Origin of the sequence: Tsukamurella sp. M9C (assembly GCF_020169415.1) — a bacterium.
In the GTDB taxonomy this organism is placed as follows: Bacteria; Actinomycetota; Actinomycetes; order Mycobacteriales; family Mycobacteriaceae; genus Tsukamurella.
This window is the reverse complement of the sequence record NZ_JAIULG010000041.1, coordinates 19,533-42,331: the sequence shown is the minus strand read 5'-3', so window position 1 is coordinate 42,331 and position 22,799 is coordinate 19,533. Positions and strand designations below refer to the sequence as shown.

Below are 22,799 nucleotides of genomic sequence, written 5' to 3'. Positions count from 1 at the left end.
CCCCGACACCCTGCCCGCCGTCGCCGTGATCCCCGGCGGCAGCGCGAACGTCTTCGCGCGCTCACTCGCGGTCCCCCGCGACCCGCTGCAGGCCACCGTGCACCTCACGGACCTGTTGGCGCGCCGCAGTTTCCGCACCATCGGCCTCGGCTGCGCCGACGAGCGCTACTTCCTCTTCAACGCCGGCGTCGGCGTGGACGCCGAGGTGATCGCCAACATGGAGGCGCTGCGCGACAAGGGCAAGGCCGCCACCCCGTCGCGGTACGTGCGCACCGCCGTCCGCACCTTCTTCTCCGCCGCGCGGCGCGAGCCGCAGCTCACCGTCCACCTGCCCGGCGAGGAGCCGGGAACGTGGCAGGACATCGACGGGGTGCACTTCGCCTTCGTCTCGAACGCAAGCCCGTGGACCTTCCTCAACAATCGCGCGGTGTTCACCAACCCGGGGACGGATTACGGCACCGGGCTGGGCGTGTTCGCGTCGCGCTCCATGCGCACGATCCCGAACCTCATGCTGGTGCGGCAGATGCTCTCGGCCCGCCGCACCAAGGGCCCGACGGTGCGCCACCTCGTCCGGCACGACGACCTGCCCGAGCTGCGCGTGAGCAGCGCGGTCCCGGTGCCCGCGCAGGTCGACGGCGACCACCTCGGCGACCGCACGGAGGTGCGGTTCTGGTACTCGCCGGAGCGGATCCGCGTGCTGGCCGACCTGCCGCCGCTGCCTCGCGTGCGCTGATCCCCGCCGCCCGCTGGGGCCCCTCCGCCGGGCCGATTCCCGCCGACTCGGCGTGACCCGATCGGATGGGCGAAGTGAGCGATTCGTCACGACCGCGCAGAAACCTATTGCAAACCTGCAGCGTGTGCGGATATATTTGCGGGCACGCCGCTGAACCGGCAGCAGTGTAGTACACCCCTCGGAAGAGGGTTCTCACCGCCCCCGCTGTGAGATCCCCCACCTCTGAGTCGGAATCTATTGACTCCTGCTGGGAACGTGGAAATATTCATGACGTAACAGCGCGGAAACAGTTCGGTTCCCTCCGCGTTAACAGCCTGGAAATTCGGTGCCGGATCGGCGCCTGCGATGAGTGGCGCGCGAGCGCGCCTGAAGGAGTGTACTGACATGGATTGGCGCCACAAGGCCATCTGTCGCGACGAGGATCCCGAGCTGTTCTTCCCCGTGGGCAACAGTGGTCCGGCCATCGCGCAGATCGCGGACGCCAAGCTGGTCTGCAACCGCTGCCCCGTGACCGCCGAGTGCCTGTCCTGGGCCCTCGAGTCGGGTCAGGACGCCGGCGTGTGGGGCGGCATGAGCGAGGACGAGCGTCGCGCGCTGAAGCGCCGCAACGCGCGCACCCGCACGCGCACCGCTGTGTAACACGTTCCGCTTTCGTCGAAGGCCCGGTGGATCCTCCACCGGGCCTTCGTCGTGCGCGGGCCTAGACGGGCTGCAGCGGAACCCGCACCACCGCGTCGGTGCCACCGTCGCGCGAGGTCAGGCTCAGCTCGCCGGCCAGCTCCGACTTCACGAGCGTCTGCACGATCTGCAGCCCCAGGCGGTCCGAGCCCTCGAGGCTGAACCCGGGGGGCAGGCCTGCGCCGTCGTCCCGGACGGTGACCTCGAGCATCCGGGTGGACCGGTGCGCCAGCAGTTCGATGGTGCCCGACTCCCCCGGCTCGTAGGCGTGCTCAACCGCGTTCTGGATCAGTTCGGTGACGACCATGACCAGCGGCATCGCCCGGTCCGCGTCGAGCAGGCCCACGTCGCCCCGTCGGACGACGGTGACCGCCGCTGAACCGCCCGCCGGGGCCACGTCGGCCATGATCGGGATCAGCCGGTCGATCACCTCGTCGATGTCGACGTGCTCGTCGACGCTCATCGACAGGGTCTCGTGGACCAGCGCGATCGACGCGACCCGGCGGACCGACTCGTTGAGCGCGCGCTTGGCCTCGTCGTTGCGCGTGCGCCGGGCCTGCAGCCGCAGCAGCGCGGAGACCGACTGCAGGTTGTTCTTCACCCGGTGATGGATCTCGCGGATCGTCGCGTCCTTGGAGATGAGGGCGCGGTCGCGGCGCTTGAGCTCGGTGACGTCGCGCAGCAGCACCGCTGCACCCCCGGGACGCCCGCCCGGATGCAGGCCGAGCACGCGGAGCACGACGGTGACGCCGCCCTTGGTGAGCTCGATCCGGGAGCCCTCGCCGCGCTCGAGCGCACCGTCGAGCGCGATCGTGAGGTCCTCGGACTCGAAGGTGTCGCCCACCAGCTCGGCGGTCACCTCGGACAGGATGCTGCCCTCGAGGTCGGTGGGAGCACCCATCCGGCGGTACGCCGACTGCGCGTTCGGGCTGGCGAACACCACGCGCCCCTGGGCGTCGAGGCGGATGAAGCCGTCGCCCGCGCGGGGCTCGGCCTCGCCCGTGGGCAGGTCCTCCGGCTCGGGGAAGGCGCCCTCGGCGACCATCGTGCACAGATCGTCCGCGCACTCCTTGTAGGCCACCTCGAGCGGGCTCGGCGTGCGCGGGTGCGTGACGTTGAAGTCGCGGGTCAGCACGGCGATCACCTCGCCGTTCGACGGCACCGGGACGGCCTCGCGGCGCACGCGTGCGGGCCCGGTCCAGGCCGGGGTGACGCCCTTGACCACGTCGGCGCCCTCGAACGCGGCGTGCAGGGTGGGCGCCTCCCAGGGCGGCACGACGACGCCGACGCCGTCGGAGTCGTACACGGTGGGCGTGGTGTTGGGCCGGCACTGCGCGATGCAGATGTACGCGGGATCGGTGGTGTCGCCCTCGGGGTCGTTGCGGACCCAGAGACGCAGGTCGGCGAACGAGAGGTCGGCGAGCAGCTGCCACTCGCCGGCGATCCGCTGGAGGTGCCGAGCGGCGCGCCCCGGGAGGTCCGTGTGGATCGCCAGGAGGTCGGCGAGGGAGGCCATGGGACCGCCTTTTTGTCGTCGTCGGTGCCGTCGTGAAACAATAGCCGGTACTGCGAAGAAGCTTCAGGACAGGAAGGAGACCGCCATGGGAAAGCGTGGACGTAAGAAGCGCGCGCGGAAGAAGAACGCCGCGAACCACGGCAAGCGCCCGAACTCCTGACCTTCAGGTTTCACGTGACTTGCGCACGAGGGCCCGTCGACATCACGTCGACGGGCCCTCGTCATGTTCGCACTGCACCGCACCGGCTACTCGGGGCGGAAGCGCACCTCGGTGTGCCGGATGCTGATCGTCAGCCGCTCCCGCAGCCCCTCGGGCGCACGATCGCCGCCGCACTTGCGGTTCACCAGCGACTTGATCTGCTGCTCGATGCCGTAATGCGACAGGCACTGCGAACAGCCGTCGATGTGGGCCTTGAGGCGCTCCTTGGCAGCCGAGTCGCACTCGTTGTCCAGGAGCAGCCAGATGTCCGCCATCACGGCGGAGCAGTCGAGCTCCAGGTCCGGGTTGCCGTCCGACGAGTACGTCACTTCTCGACCTCCTGAGCGGCGGCGCCCTCGGCACCGTCGGAATCCTGCCCCCGGAGGAAGCCGCGCTCGCGCGCGACGCCCTCGAGCTCGGCGCGGAGCTGCCGCCGGCCGCGATGCAGCCGCGACATGACCGTGCCGATGGGGGTACCCATGATCTCGGCGATCTCCTTGTAGGGGAATCCCTCCACGTCGGCGTAGTACACCGCCATGCGGAACTCCTCGGGGAGCTTCGCGAGAGCCTGCTTGATCTCGTCGTCCGGCAGTGCGTCCAGTGCCTCGATCTCCGCGGAGCGCAGGCCGGTGGAGCTGTGCTCCGCCGTGGCCGCGAGCTGCCAGTCGGTGATCTCGTCGGTGGGGTACTGCGCGGGCTGCCGCTGCTTCTTGCGGTAGCCGTTGATGTAGGTGTTGGTGAGGATCCGGTACAGCCAGGCCTTGAGGTTGGTGCCCTTCTTGAAGCTGCGGAAGGCGCTGTACGCCTTCACGTAGGTCTCCTGGACCAGGTCCTCCGCGTCGGCGGGGTTGCGGGTCATCCGCAGCGCGGCGCCGTACAGCTGGTCGAGCAGCGGCAGCGCCTCGGCCTCGAACCGTGCCGTGAGCTGCTCCGGCGTCTCGGTCACCTCGTCGGGGGCCGAGTCCAGATCCGCTACGTGCGTGATGTCCCCGTCCGTCATACCGTCGAAGGCTACCGGTCGCTCGAGGACCGCTGCGCCGCTACCTGTACTCACGACCTCTGCAACAGCGCGATGCGTCGGCTTGTTCCCAGGTCGCGCTGAGGGCCGCGGGCCGTGTCGCGAGGGCGCCGCGATCCGGGCCGTCGCCGGACCGGCGGGGCGGGTGACCTTCCCGCGAGGGTATGCGGGCGACGCATACCCTCGAAACACCAGGTAGAAGCCCCGCAGGGGAATCGGGTCATGCGGTTCTCGCATACCCGAGTCGGTATTGGGTGCTGCTCGAGCGAAATCGGGTCGCGCCGCTGATCCGCGCATCGCGCTGAACCCGAGGGGAACCTGCTTGACTGAACGCATGGGGAAGAAGAACGCCGCGGCGACGCCGGCGATCGCGGCGCTGCAAGCCGCGGGGATCGAGTTCCGGATCCACGAGTACGCGCACGACCCGCGGGCGGAGTCCTTCGGCGGCGAGGCCGCGGAGGCGCTGGGGCACGACCCGGCGCGGGTGTTCAAGACGCTGGTCATCGGCGACGGGAAGCAGCTCGCCGTGGCGATCGTGCCCACGTCGGGCAAGCTCAGCCTCAAGGCCGCGGGCGCGGCGCTCGGGCTGCACCGCCCGGCGATGGCCGACCCCGCGGACGTGCGGCGCGTGACGGGCTACGTGCTCGGCGGCGTCTCCCCGCTGGGGCAGCGCAAGCGCCTGCCGACCGCGATCGACGAGTCCGCGCTCGGCTTCGAGACCGTCTTCTGCTCCGCGGGCCGACGGGGCCTGGAGGTCGAGTTGGCACCGTCGGACCTGGTCGCCGCGACGGCGGCGACGGTGGCGCCGCTCGCCGCGCCGTGATAATCAGGGGTGACTAGCGGCCCGCCCGGGTTTGGCGGCGGACGCAGCGGAAAGTAGGTTCGTGGTATGGCCAGCTACTTCGTCACGGGCGGGACGGGCTTCATCGGCCGTGCCGTCGTGGCGCGGCTCGCCGCCGCGGACCGGGACGCCACCATCTATCTGCTGGTGCGCGACGCCTCCCTCCCCCGGTTCGAGCGGCTCATCGCCGACCTGGGCCACGAGCTCGCCCCCCAGGTGGTGCCGGTCGCGGGCGACGTCGTGGAGCCGGGCCTGGGCATCACGCCGGGCGACCTGCCCGAGCACGTCGACCACGTGATCCACCTCGCGGCCGTCTACGACATGGAGGCCCCCGAGGAGCTGCAGGAGCTGACCAACGTCGGGGGCACACGGAACGTCCTGGAGCTGGCAGGCCGGCTCGGCGCCACGATGCACCACGTCTCCTCGCTGGCCGTCGCCGGCAACCACGAGGGGTGGTTCTCGGAGGCCGACTTCGACGTCGCGCAGTTCTTCCCCACTCCGTACCACCGCACCAAGTACGAGGCCGAGCGCCTGGTCCGCGAGTCGGCGGTGCCGTGGCAGATCTATCGGCCGTCCATCGTGGTGGGCGATTCGATGACGGGCGCGATCGACAAGATCGACGGGCCGTACTACTTCTTCCCGTTCCTGCGGCTCATCGGCACCATCCCGCACCACCTGCACGTGCCCTTCGCCAACCTCGGGTACACGAACATCGTGCCCGTGGACTTCGTCGCCGCGGGCATCGCCGCGCTGGTCACCGCGCCGCCGGCGCCCGGCACCGTCTACCACCTGGCGGACCCCAAGGGCCAGAGCATGGCCACGATCTACGACGCGATCGCCCCCGCCTTCTCCGGCCCGAAGACGCTGCCGGTCCCCAGCGCGCCGCTGGGCGAGTTCGCGGCGCGGATCGGCCGCCGGGGCGAGGTGCGGGCGCTCCGCGACACGATCGCGCGCCAGTTGGGGCTGCCGCCGATGATCCTGGACCACCCGTTCTACAACACCCGCTTCGACTCGGAGGCGACGCACCGCGCGCTGAGCCGGTACGGTGTGGCCCTGCCGCGCCTGAAGTCCTACGGGCCGCGGCTGTTCCGCTACTGGGCGGAGCACCTGGACCCGTCGCGCAACCGCCGTGACGACCCGCGCGGCCCGCTCGTGGGCAAGCACATCCTGCTCACCGGCGGCTCCTCCGGCATCGGCCGCGAGGCGGCGAAGCAGGCGGTCCTCAAGGGCGCCAACGTCTTCATCGTCGCGCGCAAGCCCGAGGACCTCGCCGACGCGGTGCTGCGGATCGAGGCCGAGCCCGGGATGCCCGGCGTACCCAAGGGCATCGTCCGGGCGTACCAGTGCGACGTCACCGATCCGGAGGCCGTGCGCACCACCGTCGCCCAGATCCTCGCCGAGCACGGCCACGTGGACGTGCTCGTCAACAGCGCCGGCCGGTCCATCCGGCGGGCCACCGTCGATTCCGTGGACCGCGCGCACGACTACCAGCGCACAATGGCGGTCAACTACTTCGGCGCCGTCTACCTGATCCTGGAGCTGTTGCCGCACATGGTCGCCCGCAAATCGGGGCACGTGGTCAACGTCTCCTCCATCGGCGTGCAGGTGCGCGGCCCGCGGTTCGCGGCGTACATCGCCTCGAAATCCGCGCTGGAGGCGTTCAGCGACATCACGGCGGCCGAGACGATGTCGGACCACGTGACCTTCACCAACATCCACATGCCGCTCACCCGCACGCGCATGATCGAGCCGACCGACGCCTACGACAACGCGATGGCGCTGTCGGTGGAGAAGGCCGGCCAGATCGTGGTGCGCGCCATCGTCGAGCGGCCCCGCCGCATCGACACCCCGCTCGGCACGCTGGCCCAGTTCGGCCAGTTCCTCTCCCCGCGCATCGCCGCCGCCGCACAGCACCAGGGCTACCTCCTCTTCCCGGAGCCCGAGGGCGACACGGAGGGGGCGGCCAAGGTCGTCGAAGTCGATGTGGCCGAGGTGGACACGCCGCGGGGCCGGCTCGCCGCGGCCGGCGCGGCGACCAAGGACCTGTCGAAGGACATCTCCACCGCCGCCGTGAGCCCCCTGTTCGGCATCTCCGGCGATCAGGGCCTGCGCCGAATCGCGCGCAAGACGCTCAATCGGATCCCCGGCATCAACTGGTAGACGCTCCGCGGCCGACAGCGGCTATGGGCCGGCATATGTGCACCGTCGACTACTCGTGAGGTGGTCAACGGTGCACACGGTCAGGAGCCACCAACGCCCGCGGCGTGCAGCCCGTGAGCGCGCGGACCTCCCGGGTCAGGTGGGCCTGGTCGGCGTAGCCCGACGCGGCCGCCACCTCGGCCAGCGCGCGGCCCGCGCGGATCGGCCCGACGGCCCGCTGGAAGCGCTGGATCCGCGCGAGGGTCTTGGGGCCGTAGCCGAAGGACCGCCGGGCCAGGCGGTGCAGAGACCGCTCGCCGAGCCCCGTCTCCGCCGCGACATCCCCGACGGTGCGGCCCGCCCGCAGCCGGACCGCGACCGCGCCGATCCGCCGGTCCAACTCGACCCCGTCGAGGAGCGCGGCCGCGATCGCCTCCGGGTCGACGGTGCGCGGAATCCGCCTGGGCGACAGGATGTCCGCGAGGTCGACGCGCCGCCCGGTGAGCTCGTCGGCGGCGATCCCCAACAGCTGCGGCAGCATCCCGGAGGGGAAGCGCAGGCCGTCGAGCCGCGCACCGTCGAACCCGGTCGTGCGGGCGGCGACGGCGTCCGGGCCCGCAACGATCGGCGCACCGTCGACGACGATGACGTCCATGCACCCGTCCGGCAGGATCAGCGCCGGCCCGGCGCCGCCCACCGAGGTCCACCGGATCGCCCCGGGGACCGACGACGGCCACTCGCTGTACACCGTTCGAGTATGTCCGAAACGTTCAAGACGCGGGCCGCGGCGCGACATATCGTGGCGGCATGACAGAGCGACTGCGTTTCGACGCCATCGGGATGGTTACCGAGGACCTACCCGCATCCCTCGCCTTCTACCGGAGGCTCGGGCTCGACATCCCCGACGGCGCCGAGGACCAGCCGCACGTGGAGGCGGAGCTGCCCGGCGGGATGCGGCTGATGTGGGACTCCGTCGCGGTGGTCCGCTCGATGGAGCCCGACTGGGTCAAGCAGCCGGGACAGAATGCGACGCTGTGCGTGAAGTGCGCCTCCCCGGCCGTGGTCGACGAGGTGCACGCCGAGCTCGTCGCCGCGGGCAGCCCGAGCGCCATGGACCCGTTCGACGCGCCGTGGGGGCAGCGCTACGCGGGCGTCCTCGACCCCGACGGCTACCAGGTTCAGCTCTTCGCCTGGCAGTAGTCGCGGTCCGGGCGCGGGCGCCGTCGAAGGTGCCTATCGTGGGAGGCGAACCGTTCCCGTCCCCCACAAGGAGATCCGACGATGCCCGACATCCAGTACGCCGTGACCGACCCCGCCACCGGCGAGGTGCTGCAGACGTACCCCACCGCGGAGCCCGCCGAGGTCGAGGCGGCGATCGACGCGGCGTCGCGCGCCGCGCGGACGTGGCCGCAGCAGTCGACGGTCTCCGAGCGGGCCGCCCTGGTGCGCCGCGTCGCGGAGCTGCACACCGAGCGCCGCGAGATGCTCGCCGGGATCATCCAGCGGGAGATGGGCAAGCCGCTCGAGGACGCGCTCGGCGAGGTCGACTTCTCCGCCGCGATCTACACCTACTACGCCGACAACGCGGAGAAGTTCCTCGCCGACCAGCCGCTGGATCTTCTCGAGGGTGACGGCACCGCGGTGATCCGCCGCTCCCCCATCGGCGTGCTGTTCGGGATCATGCCGTGGAACTTCCCCTACTACCAGGTGGCGCGATTCGCCGGCCCGAACCTGGCCGCGGGCAACACGATCCTGCTCAAGCACGCGCCGCAGTGCCCCGAATCGGCCGAGGCGATGCAGCTGATCTTCGACGAGGCGGGCCTGCCCTCGGGCGCGTACGTCAACATCCGCGTCAGCAACGAGCAGGCGGCCGACATCATCGCCGACCCGCGGGTCGCCGCGGTCTCGCTGACCGGCTCGGAGCGCGCCGGCGCCGCGGTCGCGGAGGTCGCCGGCCGCAACCTCAAGAAGTGCGTGCTGGAGCTGGGCGGCTCGGACCCGTTCATCGTGCTCTCGACGGACGACCTGGACGCGACCGTCGACGCCGCCGTCGCCGGCCGCCTCGACAACACCGGCCAGTCCTGCAACGCGGCGAAGCGGTTCATCGTGCACGCGGACCTCTACGACGACTTCCTCGCGAAGTTCACCGGCAAGCTGCTCGCCGCGGGCGACGGGATCGCGCCGCTGTCCTCCGAGCGAGCGGCGATCGGGCTGGAGCAGCAGGTCAATCAGGCCGTGGAGGCCGGGGCGAACCTCGCCATCGAGGGGCGCCGCGACGGCGCCTTCTTCCCGCCCGCCGTGCTCACGAACGTCACCGAGGACAACCCGGCGTTCCGGCAGGAGCTGTTCGGGCCCGTCGCCACCGTCTACCGCGTGGCGGGCGAGGGCGAGGCGCTGGCGCTCGCGAACGACACCCCGTTCGGCCTCGGCTCCTACGTCTTCACCACCGACCCGGAGCAGGCGGCCCGCATCGCCGACGGCATCCAGGCCGGCATGGTCTTCGTCAACGGCGTGCTCGCCGAGGGCGCCGAGCTTCCCTTCGGCGGCGTCAAGCGCTCCGGCTTCGGCCGCGAGATGGGCCCGCTGGGCATCGAGGAGTTCCTCAACAAGAAGCTGATCCGCACCATCAAGTAGGTCGACGGGGCGGTCCTTCGGCCGGACCGAGGACCGCCCGTCGCGCCGCCCTGCGGGACCTTCGTCACCGCAATTGCCGTTAGTGATCCGTATAATCAGTCGAGTACACACTGTGCATACGAGGAGGCAAATGTGAGTTCCGGCGGCGGCTTCTTCTCCCCTACGACGAGCGCGGTGGCCGTCTTCGCGGTGACGGCGATCGCGGCCCCCTTCCTCAGCCTCGTCCGCGCCCGCTTTCCCGGCTGGAGCGGATGGGCCGGCTTCGCCGCGGGCGTGCTCGCGGGCGTCGCCACCACCGTCCAGCAGATGTCCGCTCTGCTGCCGCTGAGCATCCTCGCGTACTCCCTGATCACGCTGGTCGGATGGGTCAGGACGGAGCATTGGGCAGCCCGGTTCGATGCCGGCCCGGTCGGCCGCGGGGCACTCTTCCATGCGTACGGACTCGGCGCGTTCTTCGCGTCCGTGACCGGCCTCATCGTGCGATTGCTCTGAGCCGCCGCGAGGATTCGAGGCGGGACGCCATCGGCGTCGACGGCAGCGAGCGCCCTGTGTCCTTGGACACGGATCACCCCGCGGCGCGCGGTTCGCGTTGAACCTGCGTCGCAGTTTCCGCTACAAACAGTGGGTGACTGATAGAAACAATGGAGCACACTCTCATGATCGATGGGATGTGTGGTACCCCAGCGCCTTCGAGGTCACCACCGAAGGCGTGCGAGCGTTCGGGCGCGCGACGCGGTGCTGGCACACGCCGTGGGAGAGCCTCGGCGTGCCGCCCAGGGACACCCCGGTTCCCGCCACACTGCTCGCCGCACCGATGCTCCACGCGGTGGCCGCACTCGTCGCCGCATCGATCAGCAGCCCGAACATGTCCCGGATCCTGCACGCCGGGCAGTCCTACCGCTACGAAGGGCATCCCCTCATCGGCGAACGCATCGACATCGGCGCGCGGATCACCGATCACGTACAGCGCGGCGGCGCGGACTTCTTCACCGTCGAGAGCGGCGCCGTCGTGGACGGCGAGACCCGGATCGTCGGGACCAGTCAGATCGTGTACCTCGGCGACGCCGTCGAGGGACCGGTGCTCGAAGAGGCCCTGGTCGAGAACGTGATGCTGTTCGGCACCGGCCCGCTCACCCAGCAGCTGACCTGACGCGGCCGCTACAGCAGGCTCAGCTGGCCCGGTTCACTGCCCGGCTCGACGCGCTCGATCAGCTCGGGGCCGGTATTGGCGACCGCGTTGACCAGGGCGGACACCGGGCGGATCTCGATCCGCTCGGCCACCTCGAGGGCGGGCGGGCGGAGCAGCGCCGGGTCGACCGGGCCGTCGGGGTACAGCCACTCGTCGAAGGCGTCGGGGGTGAGGACCAGCGGCATCCGGTCGTGCACGGCGCGCAGCGGGCCGACCGCGTCGGTGGTCAGCACCGTCGCCGACAGCGTGGGCGGCACGTCCAGCCCCGCGCCGGCGGGCCGCCACACGGACCACAGCCCGGCGACGTACATGCGCGTCCCGTCGACCGGGGTGAGGTACGTGGGCTGCTTGCGCGGCTTCTTCACCAGCTCCGGATCCTCGAGCAGCTGCCACTCGTACCAGCCGTCCATCGGGATCAGGCAGCGCTTGGACTTGATCGCGGTGCGGAAGGCCGGCTTCTCGTCGACGGACTCCGCCCGCGCGTTGAACAGCGGCGGGCCGCTCAACGTCTTCTGCCAGTGCGGGAGCAGCCCCCACCGCATGGCCCGCAGCCGCCGCGTGGCGGGATCGTCCGGAGCCTCCCGCGAATGCCGGGAGACGACGGTGACGATGTTCGTCGTGGGCGCGACGTTGAAGCCCGGCACGTCGAGCTCCGTGCCTTCCGTCTCGTCCTCCGCGTCGATCTCCGCCGCCAACAGCGCCGGATCGGTGGTCACCGCGTAGCGTCCGCACATGCCCCCAGGGTACGACGGTGCACCGACAGGTTCGGGCCGCGTCAGGCCTGGAACTCGTCGAAGACGCGGCGCGGGCCGGCGCCGGTGGTGGCGAGGGCGTCGTGGGGGTTCGCGAGGGCGCAGGAGGCCATCGACAGGCAGCCGCAGCCGATGCAGTCGGTGAGGTTGTCGCGCAACCGGGTGAGCTCGTCGATCCGGTGCGAGAGGTCGTCGTGCCAATGCCGCGACAGCCGCTCCCAGTCCGCCTTCGTCGGCGTGCGGCCGTCGGGCAGCTCGGCGAGGGCGTCGCGGATCGTGGCGAGGGGGATGCCCACGCGGTGGCTGATCCGGATGAACGCGACGCGGCGCAGCATCTCCCGCGGGTACCTCCGTTGGTTGCCGGAGGTACGCCGCGCGGAGATCAGGCCCTCACGCTCGTAGAAGTGCAGCGCGGACACCGCGACGCCGCTGCGCGCGGACAGTTGGCCGACGCTGAACTCCCGGGTGGTCTCCACCCCGTCGAGACTACCTGAACCTTAGTTCAGGGATCAGCGCGCAGGCTTCGCCGCCGAAGACGACGCAGCAGCCGGCTTCGCGGCCGGGGCGGCGGGCTTCGCCGACGGTGCGCCCGGCTTCGCGGACGCGGCCGGGGCGGCCGGCTTGGCGGAACCGCTCGCGGCGGGCGCCGGGGCGGCGACCGCGGGCTTCGGCGGGTTCTTCAGGATGGCGACCTGCACGCCCAGCAGGTCGACGGCCAGCTGGTCGTCGGCGCCGACGAAGGGCGCGGGCTCGCGGGACTGGCGGCCGCCGCGCAGCGACATGGTGACGCCGTTGACGACAGCGGTGTACTGCCGCGACTGCAGGTACTCGACCTGGTTGCCGCGCTTGGTCTTGGTGGTGAACTCCAGGCCCAGGCCGTCGGGCGCGCCGGTGACCGCGATCGAGCGCACGCTGACCTCGGTGGTGGCGCCGTCGCGGACGGCCTTGAAGGTGCCGCACTTGGGCAGCGCGGCGCGCAGCGGGGCGACGTCCATGGCGAACTTCGAGACCACCATCGACCAGTTCACGCCGCGGGTGGAGCCGTTGGTCTGCGCGGTGTCGGTGCCCTTGGGGATGGGCAGGCCCGCGTACAGCACCTTGCACTCGGCCGGCGTGACGGCCGCACGGTTCAGCGACGCCCACGCGCCGTTCCAGCCGGCGGCGGCACCGGACAGCACCGCACCGCCGAAGCTCATGCCGTCGGGGAGGTTGCCGGAGCCGATGATCAGCTCGCCCGCCTTGTTGGTCGGCGCGGCGGCCGGCTTCGGATCGCCGGGCTTGGGATCGGCCGACGCGGCCGGTGCGAGGACACCCGCAAGGGTGGCGACGGCGGCGACGGACACGACGGTCCTGCCCACGAACGTACGAGTGCGCTTCATCGAGATCTCCCGGCGGTGATGACCTGACCTGTTCCGCCCAGCAAGGTAGCACGCGGTGAGGCCACCCTCATGTGCAAGGATGTGCGCGTGGAGCAGTTGGAGCTTTGGCCCGCGCCCTTCGCCGCAGGTCCGGTGACGGGCACCGTCGCCCTCCCCGGCTCGAAATCGATCACCAATCGCGCGTACGTCCTTGCCGCGCAGGCCCCGTCGCGGTCGACGCTGACGAACACCCTCCGCAGCCGCGACACCGACCTCATGGCGGGGGCGCTGACCGCGCTCGGCGCGCGCGTCGACTTCGTTACCGACACCACAGTTGCGGTCACCGGCGGTGAATTGCACGGCGGCACGGTCGACTGCGGCCTCGCCGGCACCGTCATGCGCTTCCTCCCGCCGCTCGCCGCCGGGGCGCGCGGCACCGTCGAATTCGACGGTGACCCGCAGGCCCGGACCCGGCCCCTGGGCACCGTCCTCGACGCGCTGCGCGGGCTCGGCGCCCGCATCGACGGGGACGGGCTGCCCTTCACCGTGCACGGCGACGGCCCGATCCGCGGCGGTGCCGTCACCATCGACGCCTCCGCGAGCTCGCAGTTCGTCTCCGGCCTGCTGCTGAGCGGCCCGAGCTTCGCCGAGGGCGTCGTCGTGCACCACGACGGGAAGCCCGTGCCGTCGATGCCGCACATCGAGATGACCGTCGACATGCTGCGCGCCGCCGGCGCCGACGTGGACACCTCCGAGCCGAACACCTGGCGCGTCGCGCCGGGCGGGCTCCGCGGGCACGACTGGACCGTCGAACCGGACCTCTCGAACGCCACCGTCTTCCTCGCGGCGGCCGCGGTCACCGGCGGCGCCGTGACCGTCCCGCACTGGAACCCGCAGTCCACCCAGCCGGGCGTCCAGTTCGCCGATATCCTCGCCGCGATGGGCGCCGAGGTCACGCACGCCGACGGTGCGCTGACGGCCCGCGGCACCGGTGCGCTGCACGGCGTCGACTGGGACCTGCGCGACATCGGCGAGCTCACGCCCACGGTTGCGGCGCTGGCCGCCCTGGCGGACTCGCCGTCGCACCTGCGCGGCATCGCGCACCTGCGCGGCCACGAGACCGATCGCCTGGCGGCCCTGACCACCGAGATCACGAACCTCGGCGGGCGCTGCACCGAGACCGAGGACGGCCTGCACATCGAGCCCGCGACGCTGCACGGCGGCGTCTGGCACAGCTACGCCGACCACCGGATGTCGACCGCGGGCGCGATCCTCGGCCTGGTCACCGAGGGTGTGCAGGTGGAGGACATCGCGGCCACGTCCAAGACGATGCCCGACTTCCCGGCCCTCTGGCACACGCTGCTCGGCGGCGAATCGTGAGCCTTGGGTAAGCGCGAGTACGACGAGACCGATGTCCGGGTGCGCCCGGGCAAGAGCAGTCGGCCGCGCACCAAGAACCGGCCCGACCACAGCGACGCCGAGACGGCGATGGTGGTCTCCGTCGACCGCGGGCGGTGGGGCTGCGCCCTCGGCGGCGACCCCGAACGGATCATCGTCGCCATGCGGGCCCGCGAACTGGGCCGCTCCCCCATCGTGGTGGGCGACTCCGTGGGCGTCGTCGGCGACCTGACGGGCCGCAAGGACACGCTCGCACGCATCGTCCGGGTCGACGAGCGGTCGACGGTGCTGCGCCGCACGGCCGACGACACCGACCCCTACGAGCGGATCGTGGTCGCGAACGCGCACCAGCTCCTCATCGTCACGGCCCTGGCCGACCCGCCGCCGCGGACCGGCTTCGTCGAGCGCACCCTCATCGCCGCCTACGCGGGCGGCCTCACCCCGGTCCTGTGCCTGACCAAGGGCGACCTCGCCGACGCGGAGGAGTTCACCGCCGCCTTCGCCGACCTCGACCTCACGGTGATCGCCGCCGGCCGCGACGATCCGCTGGACGCCGCGCACGACCTCCTCACCGGCCGCGTCACCGCGCTCATCGGGCACAGCGGCGTCGGCAAGTCGACGCTGGTCAACCGCCTCGTCCCCGATGCCAATCGGGCGGTCGGCGTGGTCTCGGGGGTCGGCAAGGGGCGGCACACGTCCACCCAGTCGGTCGCACTGTGGCTGCCCGACGGCGGCTGGGTCGTCGACACCCCCGGCATCCGCAGCTTCGGCCTCGCGCACATCTCCATCGACGACGTGGTCGCCGCGTTCCCCGACCTCGCCGAAGCCGTGGAGGACTGCCCGCGCGGCTGCACCCACCAGGGGCCGCCCGCCGACCCCGAGTGCGCGCTGGACCGGCTGGAGGGGACGGCGCACCGTCGGGCGATGGCGGTCCGCGGCCTGCTGGCCGACCTGACCGCCACCCCCGACTGGGCCTGAGCGCGGCGGGGCCCGACTCCTATATCGTTAGTTACGTGAACATCTTGATCACCGGTGTAGCCGGTTACTCGCACCTGGTCCCGTTCGTCCTGCCCGCGGCGTCGGCACTCCGGGATTCCGGCCACAGGGTGACGATCGCCGTCCCCGACGCCGGCGTGGATCTGGTGACGGAGTACGGATTCGAGGCGCTCCCGCTCCGCGGCGTGCCCGAGCTCCGCGAGATCGTGACCGACCCGGCGCTGCGCGCCGACGACTTCACCGTGACCGGCTACGCCCCGCCCGCGTCGCTGCCACCGATCGGCGGGTCGCTGCCGACGTCCTCGGTCCTCCTCTCGGCACGCGCCTTCATCGGCGTCCTCGCGCACCGCGCGGCGACGGCGCTCCTCGACGCGCTCGGCGACACCGTGCCCGACCTGATCCTGCGCGACAACACCGAGTTCGGCGGTCACCTCGTCGCGGAGAAGCTCGGCTGCCGCGAGGCCGTCCTCGACGTGGCGCCGATGCTCGACGAACGCGCGCCGGAGCTGCTCGCGGTCCTCAACGAGGTCCGCCGCGCGCACGACCTGCCCGAGGTCGCCGAGCCGCCGAGCGCGCCACGGATCGCACAGACCCCACTCGACTTCTACCCGCCCGGGCGGCCCGTCGAGCACGTGCACTGCTTCCGGCCCGGACCCCGCACACACGCGCCGCTCGACGCCGCGATCGCGGATCTACCCGCCGACGGACCGCTGGTGCTGGCGAGCCTCGGCTCGGTCGCGCCGCGGATCGGCATCGGCGGCGTGCTCCTGGACCGCATCGTGCAGGCACTGGGCGCACTCGACGTGCGCGCCGTGGTGGCGGTCGGATCGCATCCGGTCCCGAATCCGCCCGCCAACGTGGTCGTCACCGACTTCGTCGATCAGCAGACGATCCTCTCGACGTGCGACGTCTTCATCTCGCACGGCGGTTTCAACGGGGTTCGCGAATCGCTGCAGGCAGGCGTACCGGCGGTGCTGCTCCCCCTGTTCGGGGATCACCCCGGCAACTCGGCACAGGTCGAGCGCCTCGGTGCCGGTATCGCGCTCGATCCGGCAACGGCGTCGGCCGAGGAGATCGCTTCGGCCACCACGAAGATCCTGGCCGACCCCGCGTACCGGCGGAACGCACAGCGCTTCGCGCGCCGTACACAGGCACTCCCCGACCTCTCGGCCTTCCCTGCCTCGCTCGCCGAGCCGTCGACCCGCTACGCGGAGGCGCGCTTGGGCAGCTTCCAGCCCGGGCGCGGGAAGTGGCAGGTGTAGCCGTCCGGGTACTTCTCCAGGTAGTCCTGGTGCTCCGGCTCGGCCTGCCAGAACGGGCCCACCGCCTCGATCGTGGTCACGGCCTTGCCCGGCCACAGGCCGGAGGCGTCGACGTCGGCGATGGTGTCGCGGGCGACGCGCTCCTGCTCGTCGCTGAGCGGGAAGATCGCCGAGCGGTAGCTCGAGCCCACGTCGTTGCCCTGCCGGTCGACGGTGGACGGGTCGTGGATCTGGAAGAAGAACTCGAGCACGTCCCGGTAGCTGGTCTTCGCGGGGTCGAAGACGATCTCGACGGCCTCCGCGTGGCCCGGGTGGTTGCGGTAGGTCGCGTGCTCGTTCGCGCCGCCCGTGTAGCCCACGCGGGTGCTCTCGATGCCGGGCTGCTTGCGGATCAGATCCTGCATGCCCCAGAAACATCCGCCCGCCAGGACCGCGGTCTCGCGGCCGGGGACCGTGGTGATGGTGCCGTTGTCAGTCATGCGCAGCTCCTTCCGCCGGGAGACCAGTGCTCCCGCCAATCGCTTCAACACCGCCGTGCCTCGCACGATTCCGACGGTACTCCCAGCACTCGGGTGAGGTAGGCGCTGTTCGGGTCGTCGACGTAGCCGCCGAACGGTCCGCAGGGGACGAAGCCGTGCGCCGCGTACAGGGTCCGCGCGGGGGCGAAGAAGTCCTGGCTGCCCGTCTCCAGCGAGATCCGCCGCACGCCGCGGGACCGGGCGTCGTCGAGGGCGAAGGCCAGGAGCCGGCGCCCGATCCCCCGCCCGCGCACGTGCGGCGCGGTGCGCATCGACTTGAGTTCCTCGTGCCCGGGCTCGAGTGCGGCCAGCGCGACCGTCCCCACGAGTGCGCCGTCGTCGTGGCAGGTCCACAACCGGACGTGGGGCGCCCGCAGCTCGTCGAGGCCGAGCGCGTGCTGGCTCTCCGGCGGCGCGGTCGGCGCCATGTCCGCGTGGTGCGCGGCGAGGAACGCGGCGAGCGCCGGGTCGGCGAAGTCCGCGCGGGCGATCACTCCGCGGCGGCCTGCGCCGCGTCGATCATGGCGTCGACGCTGGTCAGCTTCACCCGGGGGCGCGCGTCCTCCTCGGCGAGGGCGGTCTCGTGCGCGTCGATGGCCATCCAGCCGTCGTACTCCACGAGGTTCGGCGCGCGGTCGACGATGAACTTCTCGACCTGGGCGCCGTCGAACTCGCTGCGCTCGAGCTTGCCCGCCGCGACGTCGGCGAGCAGCACCGAGACGGTGTCGCGCGCGCAGTCGCGGTTGGTGGGGATCACGCCCGACGGTCCGCGCTTGATCCAGCCGACCACGTAGTGGCCCGGCAGGGGCGCACCGTCGTAGCCGACGATCCGGCTGTCGGCGTTGCGGAAGACGCCCCGCTCCGTGTCGAACGGGATGCCGGGGATGGGCGTGCCGTGGTAGCCGACGGCGTGGATGACCAGGCCGGCTTCGTGCTCGGCGACGGCGCCGGTGGGCTGCGCTTCGACGCAGCCGTCGTCGCCCGCGACGAGTTCGTTGGTGGCCACGGAGACGGTGCGCACGCGCCCCTCGCCGCCGATGCCGACCACGGAGCGCAGGAACTTCAGCACGATCCGCCGGTCCGCGCCGGTCGGCTCCTGGGCGGCCAGCTTCCGCAGCTGCTTGAGGTTGTTGCGCTCGACCGGCGGGCGGGCCTTGTCGCGCTCCTTGTCCTCGGCGGGAACGTCGGCGGGGTCGACGATGACGTCGACGCCGGGCAGCTTGCCCAGCTCGGCGACCTCGGAGGGGGTGAACGCGGCCTGCTCGGCGCCGCGCCGGCCCAGGACGACGACCTCGCGCACCGAGGAGCCGTGCAGCGCCTCGAGGGCGTGCTCGGCCATGTCGGTGCCGGAGAGCTTGTCCGTATCGGTGACGAGGATGCGCGCCGCGTCGAGCGCGACGTTCCCGTTGCCGATCACGACGGCCCGCTCGACGCCCAGGTCGACGTCGAGGTCGCGGCGGTCGGGGTGGCCGTTGTACCAGCCCACGAAGTCGCTCGACGGGTGGTTGCCGGGCAGCCAGGCACCGTCGACCTCGAGGCGGCGGCCGCCCGACGCGCCGATCGCGTAGATCACGGCGTCGTACCACTGCGCCAGCTCGGCGGCCTGGATGTCGGTGGCCACCTCGACGTTGCCGAAGTAGCGGAAGTTCTCGTGCTGCGCGGTGCGGTCGAAGATCTTGGTGACCGACTTGATCGCGGGATGATCGGGCGCGACGCCGTAGCGGACCAGGCCGAAGGGCGTGGGGAGCCGGTCGAAGACGTCGACCTGCACCTCGACGTCATCCTGCTCCAACAGGTTCCCGGCGGCGAAGAATCCCGACGGGCCGGAACCCACGATCGCGACGCGCAAGGGCTTCATCAACAACACTCCCGAAACGGACGGCGCGGCAACCTTCTTAGGCTGCCCAAAGTAGGAAGTCTACGCCACACCCGAGCGGCGACGACGCGCGCGACGCGCCCGCTTCGCCTCGACCTCGAGCCGCTTCTGCTCGACCTTGTGCCGCGCGGCCTCGGCGATCGCGGACCGCAGGCCCACGCGCTCGACCTCCTCCTGGGCCGCGTGCGCGGCCTCGCGGGCGTGGACGAGCCGCTCGTGGGCGTTCTCCTGCGCGTGCGCCAGGCGCTCCTGCGCGTTCTCCTGCGCGTGCACGAACCGCTCGTGGGCGCTCTCCTGAGCCTGCGCGAGGCGCTCCCGGACCGCGGCGAAGCGCAGCTCGGAGGCGGTTTCGGGGGCATCGTCGGCGGTGGCGCGCAGCCACCGGTCCGGCAGCGAGAGCTTGGCGATGGTGCGCTGCGAGAGGTAGTACTGCCGCAGCAGCGGCCCCTCGGTGTACGGGATGTCGTACTTCTCGCAGATCGCGCGCACCTTCACAGCGATCTCGGACAGCCGGTTCGACGGCAGGTCCGGGAACATGTGGTGCTCGATCTGGTAGCTCAGGTTGCCCGTCATGAAATCCATGGCGGGGCCGCCGGAGATGTTCGCGCTGCCCAGCATCTGCCGCAGGTACCACTCGCCGGGCGTCTCGTCGACGATCGACTCGGTGGTGAACTTCTCCGCTCCGTCGGGGAAGTGCCCGCAGAAGATGACCACGTAGGTCCAGATGTTGCGGACCACGTTGGCGGTGAGGTTCGCCGACAGCGTGCGGCCGAAGGAGCCGCCGACGGCCTTGCTGATCGCCGGGTAGAGCAGGAAGTCCTTGCCCAGCTGCCGCGAGGCCTTGATCCCCAGCTCGCGGAGCTGCTTGCGGGTCTGCGGCCACGGCTTGTTGCCGGCGATCGCCTCCGCCAGCTCGATGTCGTGCAGGGCGATGCCCCACTCGAAGGTGAGCCCGAGGAACAGGTTGTTGAGGAACTGCGCGGAGCGCTTGGCCTCCCACTGCTCGTCCCGGGTCACGCGCAGCACGCCGTAGCCCACGTCGAGGTCCTTGCCCACGACGTTGGTGTACTTGTGGTGCAGGAAGTTGTGCGAGTGCTTCCAGTGAGACCCCACGCAGGCCATGTCCCACTCCCACGTGGTGGAGTGGATCTCGGGATCGTTCATCCAATCCCACTGCCCGTGCATGACGTTGTGCCCGAGCTCCATGTTCTCGATGATCTTCGCGACCCCGAGCATGCCCGCGCCGGCGGCCCAGAACCAGCGACTCTTGGAGCCGAGGATCGTGAGCCTGCCCGCCGCCTCGAGAACGCGCTGGGCGCGGATCACGCCACGGATGTACCGCGCGTCCCGATCGCCGCGCGACGACTCGACCTCGGCGCGGATCGCGTCCAGTTCCTGCGCGAGCCGCTCGATGTCGGCGTCGTCGAGATGGGCGTATTCGCCGACATCAGTGATTGCCACGTGTTCAGGCTACGCGCAGTCCGGGGGTCCGCGTCACTTCGCGGCCGCCAGCTCCTCGACGTGCGAGACCAGGCCGCGACGGTTGCCGTCTGCATCGATCTCGCCCTTGACCACGGTGGTCTTGCCGTTCTCGTCGTAGAAGCGCTTGTTCGAGTGGGTCTCGGGCGCGTCGTCGACGGTGTCCTTGAGGAACCGGTCCGGCAGCGAGAGTTTGATGATGGTGCGCCAGGACTCCGCGTACTGCTTCCACATCGGGCCCGTGTTGTAGGGCAGGTCGTACTTCTCGCAGATCTCGACGAGCCGCGAGTTGATGTAGTTGTAGCGGTTCGAGGGCAGATCCGGGTACAGGTGGTGCTCGATCTGGCGGCCCAGGTGACCGGTGATGAAGTGCAGCGCGTCGCTGCCCTCGAAGTTCGCGGTGCCCAGCATCTGGCGCAGGTACCACTCGGGGAGCGTCTCGTTGTCGATGTCCTCGATGGTGAACTTCTCGGCGTCGTCCGGGAAGTGGCCGCAGAAGATGGTCATGTGGTCCCACACGTCGCGCACGGTGTTGGCCACGTAGTTGGCCGAGGCGGCCTTCTTGTAGCCGCGGGCGCCGGTGAAGGGCACGGCCATCGCGGGGAAGAGGACGTAGTCCTTCGCGGTCTGCTTGGTGATCTTGGTGAGGACCACCTTGAGCCGGCTGCGGAACTCCTCCCAGTCGTAGTTCTCGTACTGCTCGCCGCCGTTGAGCGCCGCCTTCATGGCGTTCATCAGCTCGAGGTGCTGCACGGCCTTGCCGTACTGGAAGCCGATCATCAGCGTGAAGTTGTAGATCGGGTTGAAGAGCATGTACGGCTCCCACGGCTGATCGCGCGTGACGCGCAGGATGCCGTAGCCGATGTCGTCGTCCATGTCGGTGACGTTGGTGTACTTGTGGTGCATGTAGTTGTGGGTGTGGCGCCAGAACTTGCCGTCCGAGGCGCTGTCCCACTCCCAGTTGGTGGAGTGGATCTCCGGATCGTTCATCCAGTCCCACTGGCCGTGCATGATGTTGTGGCCGAGCTCGTTGTTCTCGATGACCTTGGCGTACGACAGGCACGCGGCGGAGGCGGCCCAGGCGGCCTTGCCCTTCCAGCCCTTCATGCCGGCGCCGAGGCCGAAGACGCGGCCCGCGGTCTCCGCGATGCGCTGGCTCTTGATCACGCGGCGGATGTACTTGGCATCCTCCTCGCCGCGGCTCTCCTCGATCTCGCGGCGCAGCGCATCCAGCTCAGCACCGAGCGCCTCGATGTCGGCGTCGGTCAGGTGCGCGTACTCCGCGATGTCAGTGATAGCCACGAGGCGATCCCCAATCGGTCGGACCGCATGCAGCGGCCTAGAACAGAACGATTCCACTATAGCAGCGAGATGGAACAAAGTCATCGATCTTGTTCCACCTGGGGCGCATGTCACACAGTCGCGGGTTCGACGGCGCGCCCGACCACGCCGGGCGGGCGACGTCTCCGTCAGTAGCCTCAGCCGGCGTCCTCGGTGAGGGTGACTCGAACCCCCAGGTGATCGCTCAGATTCCCCTCTGCATCGCTGGACGGAATCAGCGAGAGCTCGGCGACGGCGAGTCCAGCGGAGTGCGCGACGTGGTCGATCAGATGCGTATCGACCCCGGCGGTGGGGATCCTCAGCCCCTCGAACGCGGCCGTCAGGGAAGCGGCGACAGCCTTCGGCTGGCGTCCGCGGGGAATTCGCTGGTTGAAGTCACCTGCGATCACGAGCGGCCGAGGCTGCCGATCGAGGACCGGCGGCAAAGCAGCCAGGTACCCAGCGTGATCCTCCCAGGTTGCGCGATCCTTCCGGCCCGTACTCACGTGGGCACCGGACCAGGGGATACAGACACCGGCGATGCGGATCGGCCCCAGCGGCGAGTCGGTCGTCGCCGCCACCCATCGCCCCGGAGGAAGCGCCGGCGAGCCTGCATCACCGACGTCCGACCACGGATTCCGCGACCACAACAACACTTTCCGGCGGCCGGGACGCGCCACTCGGTAGCCCCAGTCGAGCGAGGAGGTGACCAGATGCCCGCCCGCCGGAAGGACATCCGCCTCGGCCTCAGTGAGGACGACGACGTCCGCGTCGCCGTCTGCGATCACGCTCGCCACCCGCCGCCCACGAGCGGTGCCGCGGTGCGCCCACCACGCGTTCCAGGTGAGCAGGCTCAGGCACGGCGTCTCGTCGGTCACCCGAACAGACTGTCA

Annotated in this window: 25 protein-coding genes; 12 read left to right on the top strand and 13 right to left on the bottom strand. The window is 70.8% G+C overall.

Annotation, left to right across the window (positions count from 1 at the left end):
* On the top strand, positions 1 to 733 hold a 733-nt coding region (locus LB823_RS17700; RefSeq protein WP_224649471.1), incomplete at its 5' end, for a diacylglycerol kinase family protein.
* A gap of 384 nt (positions 734 to 1,117) precedes the next feature.
* Positions 1,118 to 1,372 (top strand): WhiB family transcriptional regulator, encoded by a 255-nt coding sequence (locus LB823_RS17695; RefSeq protein WP_013125780.1) that lies wholly within the window; start codon positions 1,118 to 1,120, stop codon positions 1,370 to 1,372.
* A 61-nt stretch (positions 1,373 to 1,433) separates the two neighbouring features.
* Here the strand turns inward: LB823_RS17695 and LB823_RS17690 are convergent, their stop codons facing one another.
* The gene (locus LB823_RS17690; RefSeq protein WP_224649468.1) at positions 1,434 to 2,927 is read right to left on the bottom strand and encodes a sensor histidine kinase; all 1,494 of its coding nucleotides are present in this window, start codon (positions 2,925 to 2,927) and stop codon (positions 1,434 to 1,436) included.
* An 85-nt stretch (positions 2,928 to 3,012) separates the two neighbouring features.
* Here LB823_RS17690 and LB823_RS24180 point away from each other — a divergent pair, with 85 nt between their 5' ends.
* Positions 3,013 to 3,087 carry a 50S ribosomal protein bL37 gene (locus tag LB823_RS24180; RefSeq protein ID WP_370452957.1) on the top strand — a complete coding sequence of 25 codons (75 nt, stop codon included), beginning with the start codon at positions 3,013 to 3,015 and terminating at the stop codon, positions 3,085 to 3,087.
* A gap of 86 nt (positions 3,088 to 3,173) precedes the next feature.
* Here LB823_RS24180 and rsrA read toward each other — a convergent pair whose 3' ends face one another.
* Positions 3,174 to 3,455: a mycothiol system anti-sigma-R factor gene (rsrA, locus tag LB823_RS17685; RefSeq protein WP_259142387.1), complete on the bottom strand. Its 282-nt coding sequence runs from the start codon at positions 3,453 to 3,455 to the stop codon at positions 3,174 to 3,176.
* Positions 3,452 to 4,126 carry a sigma-70 family RNA polymerase sigma factor gene (locus LB823_RS17680; RefSeq protein WP_224649466.1) on the bottom strand — a complete coding sequence of 225 codons (675 nt, stop codon included), beginning with the start codon at positions 4,124 to 4,126 and terminating at the stop codon, positions 3,452 to 3,454. The genes rsrA and LB823_RS17680 overlap by 4 nt, the downstream gene beginning before the upstream one ends.
* Positions 4,127 to 4,478: 352 nt before the next feature.
* On the opposite strand from LB823_RS17680, the gene ybaK reads away from it, so the two are divergent.
* Positions 4,479 to 4,967 carry a Cys-tRNA(Pro) deacylase gene (gene ybaK / locus LB823_RS17675; RefSeq protein WP_224649464.1) on the top strand — a complete coding sequence of 163 codons (489 nt, stop codon included), beginning with the start codon at positions 4,479 to 4,481 and terminating at the stop codon, positions 4,965 to 4,967.
* 66 nt (positions 4,968 to 5,033) lie between these two features.
* A complete protein-coding gene (locus tag LB823_RS17670; RefSeq protein WP_224649461.1) occupies positions 5,034 to 7,145 on the top strand; it encodes an SDR family oxidoreductase in 2,112 nt (703 codons plus the stop codon).
* 64 nt (positions 7,146 to 7,209) lie between these two features.
* On the opposite strand, the gene LB823_RS17665 is transcribed toward LB823_RS17670, so the two are convergent.
* Entirely contained in the window at positions 7,210 to 7,872 is a 663-nt protein-coding gene (locus LB823_RS17665) for a helix-turn-helix transcriptional regulator (protein WP_224649459.1), read from the bottom strand.
* 59 nt (positions 7,873 to 7,931) lie between these two features.
* Here LB823_RS17665 and LB823_RS17660 point away from each other — a divergent pair, with 59 nt between their 5' ends.
* The 4 genes from LB823_RS17660 (at position 7,932) to LB823_RS17645 (ending at position 10,908) form a co-directional block, all read left to right on the top strand.
* Positions 7,932 to 8,324, top strand: coding sequence for a VOC family protein (locus tag LB823_RS17660; protein ID WP_224649456.1), 393 nt, complete (start codon positions 7,932 to 7,934; stop codon positions 8,322 to 8,324).
* A gap of 81 nt (positions 8,325 to 8,405) precedes the next feature.
* Positions 8,406 to 9,758 (top strand): NAD-dependent succinate-semialdehyde dehydrogenase, encoded by a 1,353-nt coding sequence (locus tag LB823_RS17655; RefSeq protein ID WP_224649454.1) that lies wholly within the window; start codon positions 8,406 to 8,408, stop codon positions 9,756 to 9,758.
* 132 nt (positions 9,759 to 9,890) lie between these two features.
* Positions 9,891 to 10,250: a hypothetical protein gene (locus tag LB823_RS17650; RefSeq protein WP_224649452.1), complete on the top strand. Its 360-nt coding sequence runs from the start codon at positions 9,891 to 9,893 to the stop codon at positions 10,248 to 10,250.
* A 178-nt stretch (positions 10,251 to 10,428) separates the two neighbouring features.
* Positions 10,429 to 10,908: a MaoC family dehydratase N-terminal domain-containing protein gene (locus tag LB823_RS17645; protein ID WP_224649450.1), complete on the top strand. Its 480-nt coding sequence runs from the start codon at positions 10,429 to 10,431 to the stop codon at positions 10,906 to 10,908.
* 8 nt (positions 10,909 to 10,916) lie between these two features.
* Here LB823_RS17645 and LB823_RS17640 read toward each other — a convergent pair whose 3' ends face one another.
* From LB823_RS17640 to LB823_RS17630, 3 genes are read right to left on the bottom strand one after another with little or no spacing between them, the layout of a single operon-like run.
* On the bottom strand, positions 10,917 to 11,681 hold the full coding sequence (locus LB823_RS17640) for an SOS response-associated peptidase (protein ID WP_224649448.1): 765 nt from the start codon (positions 11,679 to 11,681) through the stop codon (positions 10,917 to 10,919).
* A 41-nt stretch (positions 11,682 to 11,722) separates the two neighbouring features.
* Positions 11,723 to 12,175 carry a redox-sensitive transcriptional activator SoxR gene (gene soxR, locus LB823_RS17635; RefSeq protein ID WP_224649446.1) on the bottom strand — a complete coding sequence of 151 codons (453 nt, stop codon included), beginning with the start codon at positions 12,173 to 12,175 and terminating at the stop codon, positions 11,723 to 11,725.
* 33 nt (positions 12,176 to 12,208) lie between these two features.
* Positions 12,209 to 13,078 carry a hypothetical protein gene (locus tag LB823_RS17630; RefSeq protein WP_224649444.1) on the bottom strand — a complete coding sequence of 290 codons (870 nt, stop codon included), beginning with the start codon at positions 13,076 to 13,078 and terminating at the stop codon, positions 12,209 to 12,211.
* A gap of 69 nt (positions 13,079 to 13,147) precedes the next feature.
* On the opposite strand from LB823_RS17630, the gene aroA reads away from it, so the two are divergent.
* From aroA to LB823_RS17615, 3 genes are read left to right on the top strand one after another with little or no spacing between them, the layout of a single operon-like run.
* Positions 13,148 to 14,437: a 3-phosphoshikimate 1-carboxyvinyltransferase gene (aroA, locus tag LB823_RS17625; RefSeq protein WP_224649442.1), complete on the top strand. Its 1,290-nt coding sequence runs from the start codon at positions 13,148 to 13,150 to the stop codon at positions 14,435 to 14,437.
* Between the two features lie 3 nt (positions 14,438 to 14,440).
* Positions 14,441 to 15,433, top strand: a complete 993-nt coding sequence (gene rsgA, locus LB823_RS17620; RefSeq protein WP_224649439.1) for a ribosome small subunit-dependent GTPase A — start codon at positions 14,441 to 14,443, stop codon at positions 15,431 to 15,433.
* A 35-nt stretch (positions 15,434 to 15,468) separates the two neighbouring features.
* A complete protein-coding gene (locus LB823_RS17615; RefSeq protein WP_224649437.1) occupies positions 15,469 to 16,713 on the top strand; it encodes a glycosyltransferase in 1,245 nt (414 codons plus the stop codon).
* On the opposite strand, the gene msrA is transcribed toward LB823_RS17615, so the two are convergent.
* The 6 genes from msrA to LB823_RS17585 all read right to left on the bottom strand — a co-directional run bounded on the left by msrA (position 16,656) and on the right by LB823_RS17585 (position 22,784).
* On the bottom strand, positions 16,656 to 17,192 hold the full coding sequence (msrA, locus tag LB823_RS17610) for a peptide-methionine (S)-S-oxide reductase MsrA (RefSeq protein ID WP_224649435.1): 537 nt from the start codon (positions 17,190 to 17,192) through the stop codon (positions 16,656 to 16,658). The two genes, LB823_RS17615 and msrA, sit on opposite strands and share 58 nt — an antisense overlap.
* 44 nt (positions 17,193 to 17,236) lie before the next feature.
* Positions 17,237 to 17,725, bottom strand: coding sequence for a GNAT family N-acetyltransferase (locus LB823_RS17605; RefSeq protein ID WP_374201347.1), 489 nt, complete (start codon positions 17,723 to 17,725; stop codon positions 17,237 to 17,239).
* Complete coding sequence (locus LB823_RS17600; RefSeq protein WP_224649433.1) at positions 17,722 to 19,089, bottom strand: FAD-dependent oxidoreductase; 1,368 nt, start codon at positions 19,087 to 19,089, stop codon at positions 17,722 to 17,724. Before LB823_RS17600 ends, LB823_RS17605 begins: the two co-directional genes overlap by 4 nt.
* Positions 19,090 to 19,149: 60 nt before the next feature.
* Positions 19,150 to 20,568 (bottom strand): fatty acid desaturase, encoded by a 1,419-nt coding sequence (locus LB823_RS17595; RefSeq protein ID WP_224649431.1) that lies wholly within the window; start codon positions 20,566 to 20,568, stop codon positions 19,150 to 19,152.
* 33 nt (positions 20,569 to 20,601) lie between these two features.
* Positions 20,602 to 21,888: a fatty acid desaturase gene (locus LB823_RS17590; RefSeq protein ID WP_224649418.1), complete on the bottom strand. Its 1,287-nt coding sequence runs from the start codon at positions 21,886 to 21,888 to the stop codon at positions 20,602 to 20,604.
* A gap of 176 nt (positions 21,889 to 22,064) precedes the next feature.
* Positions 22,065 to 22,784 carry an endonuclease/exonuclease/phosphatase family protein gene (locus LB823_RS17585; RefSeq protein WP_224649416.1) on the bottom strand — a complete coding sequence of 240 codons (720 nt, stop codon included), beginning with the start codon at positions 22,782 to 22,784 and terminating at the stop codon, positions 22,065 to 22,067.
* Between the last annotated feature and the right edge of the window lie 15 nt (positions 22,785 to 22,799).

Coding starts and splice junctions, on each gene's coding strand:
- LB823_RS17660 (WP_224649456.1), top strand. CDS start 7,932: ATGACAGAGCGACTGCGTTTCGACGCCATCGGGATGGTTACCGAGGAC.
- LB823_RS17680 (WP_224649466.1), bottom strand. CDS start 4,126: ATGACGGACGGGGACATCACGCACGTAGCGGATCTGGACTCGGCCCCC.
- LB823_RS17640 (WP_224649448.1), bottom strand. CDS start 11,681: ATGTGCGGACGCTACGCGGTGACCACCGATCCGGCGCTGTTGGCGGCG.
- LB823_RS17690 (WP_224649468.1), bottom strand. CDS start 2,927: ATGGCCTCCCTCGCCGACCTCCTGGCGATCCACACGGACCTCCCGGGG.
- LB823_RS17630 (WP_224649444.1), bottom strand. CDS start 13,078: ATGAAGCGCACTCGTACGTTCGTGGGCAGGACCGTCGTGTCCGTCGCC.
- LB823_RS17655 (WP_224649454.1), top strand. CDS start 8,406: ATGCCCGACATCCAGTACGCCGTGACCGACCCCGCCACCGGCGAGGTG.
- ybaK (WP_224649464.1), top strand. CDS start 4,479: ATGGGGAAGAAGAACGCCGCGGCGACGCCGGCGATCGCGGCGCTGCAA.
- msrA (WP_224649435.1), bottom strand. CDS start 17,192: ATGACTGACAACGGCACCATCACCACGGTCCCCGGCCGCGAGACCGCG.
- LB823_RS17695 (WP_013125780.1), top strand. CDS start 1,118: ATGGATTGGCGCCACAAGGCCATCTGTCGCGACGAGGATCCCGAGCTG.
- LB823_RS17600 (WP_224649433.1), bottom strand. CDS start 19,089: ATGAAGCCCTTGCGCGTCGCGATCGTGGGTTCCGGCCCGTCGGGATTC.
- LB823_RS17670 (WP_224649461.1), top strand. CDS start 5,034: ATGGCCAGCTACTTCGTCACGGGCGGGACGGGCTTCATCGGCCGTGCC.
- aroA (WP_224649442.1), top strand. CDS start 13,148: ATGTGCAAGGATGTGCGCGTGGAGCAGTTGGAGCTTTGGCCCGCGCCC.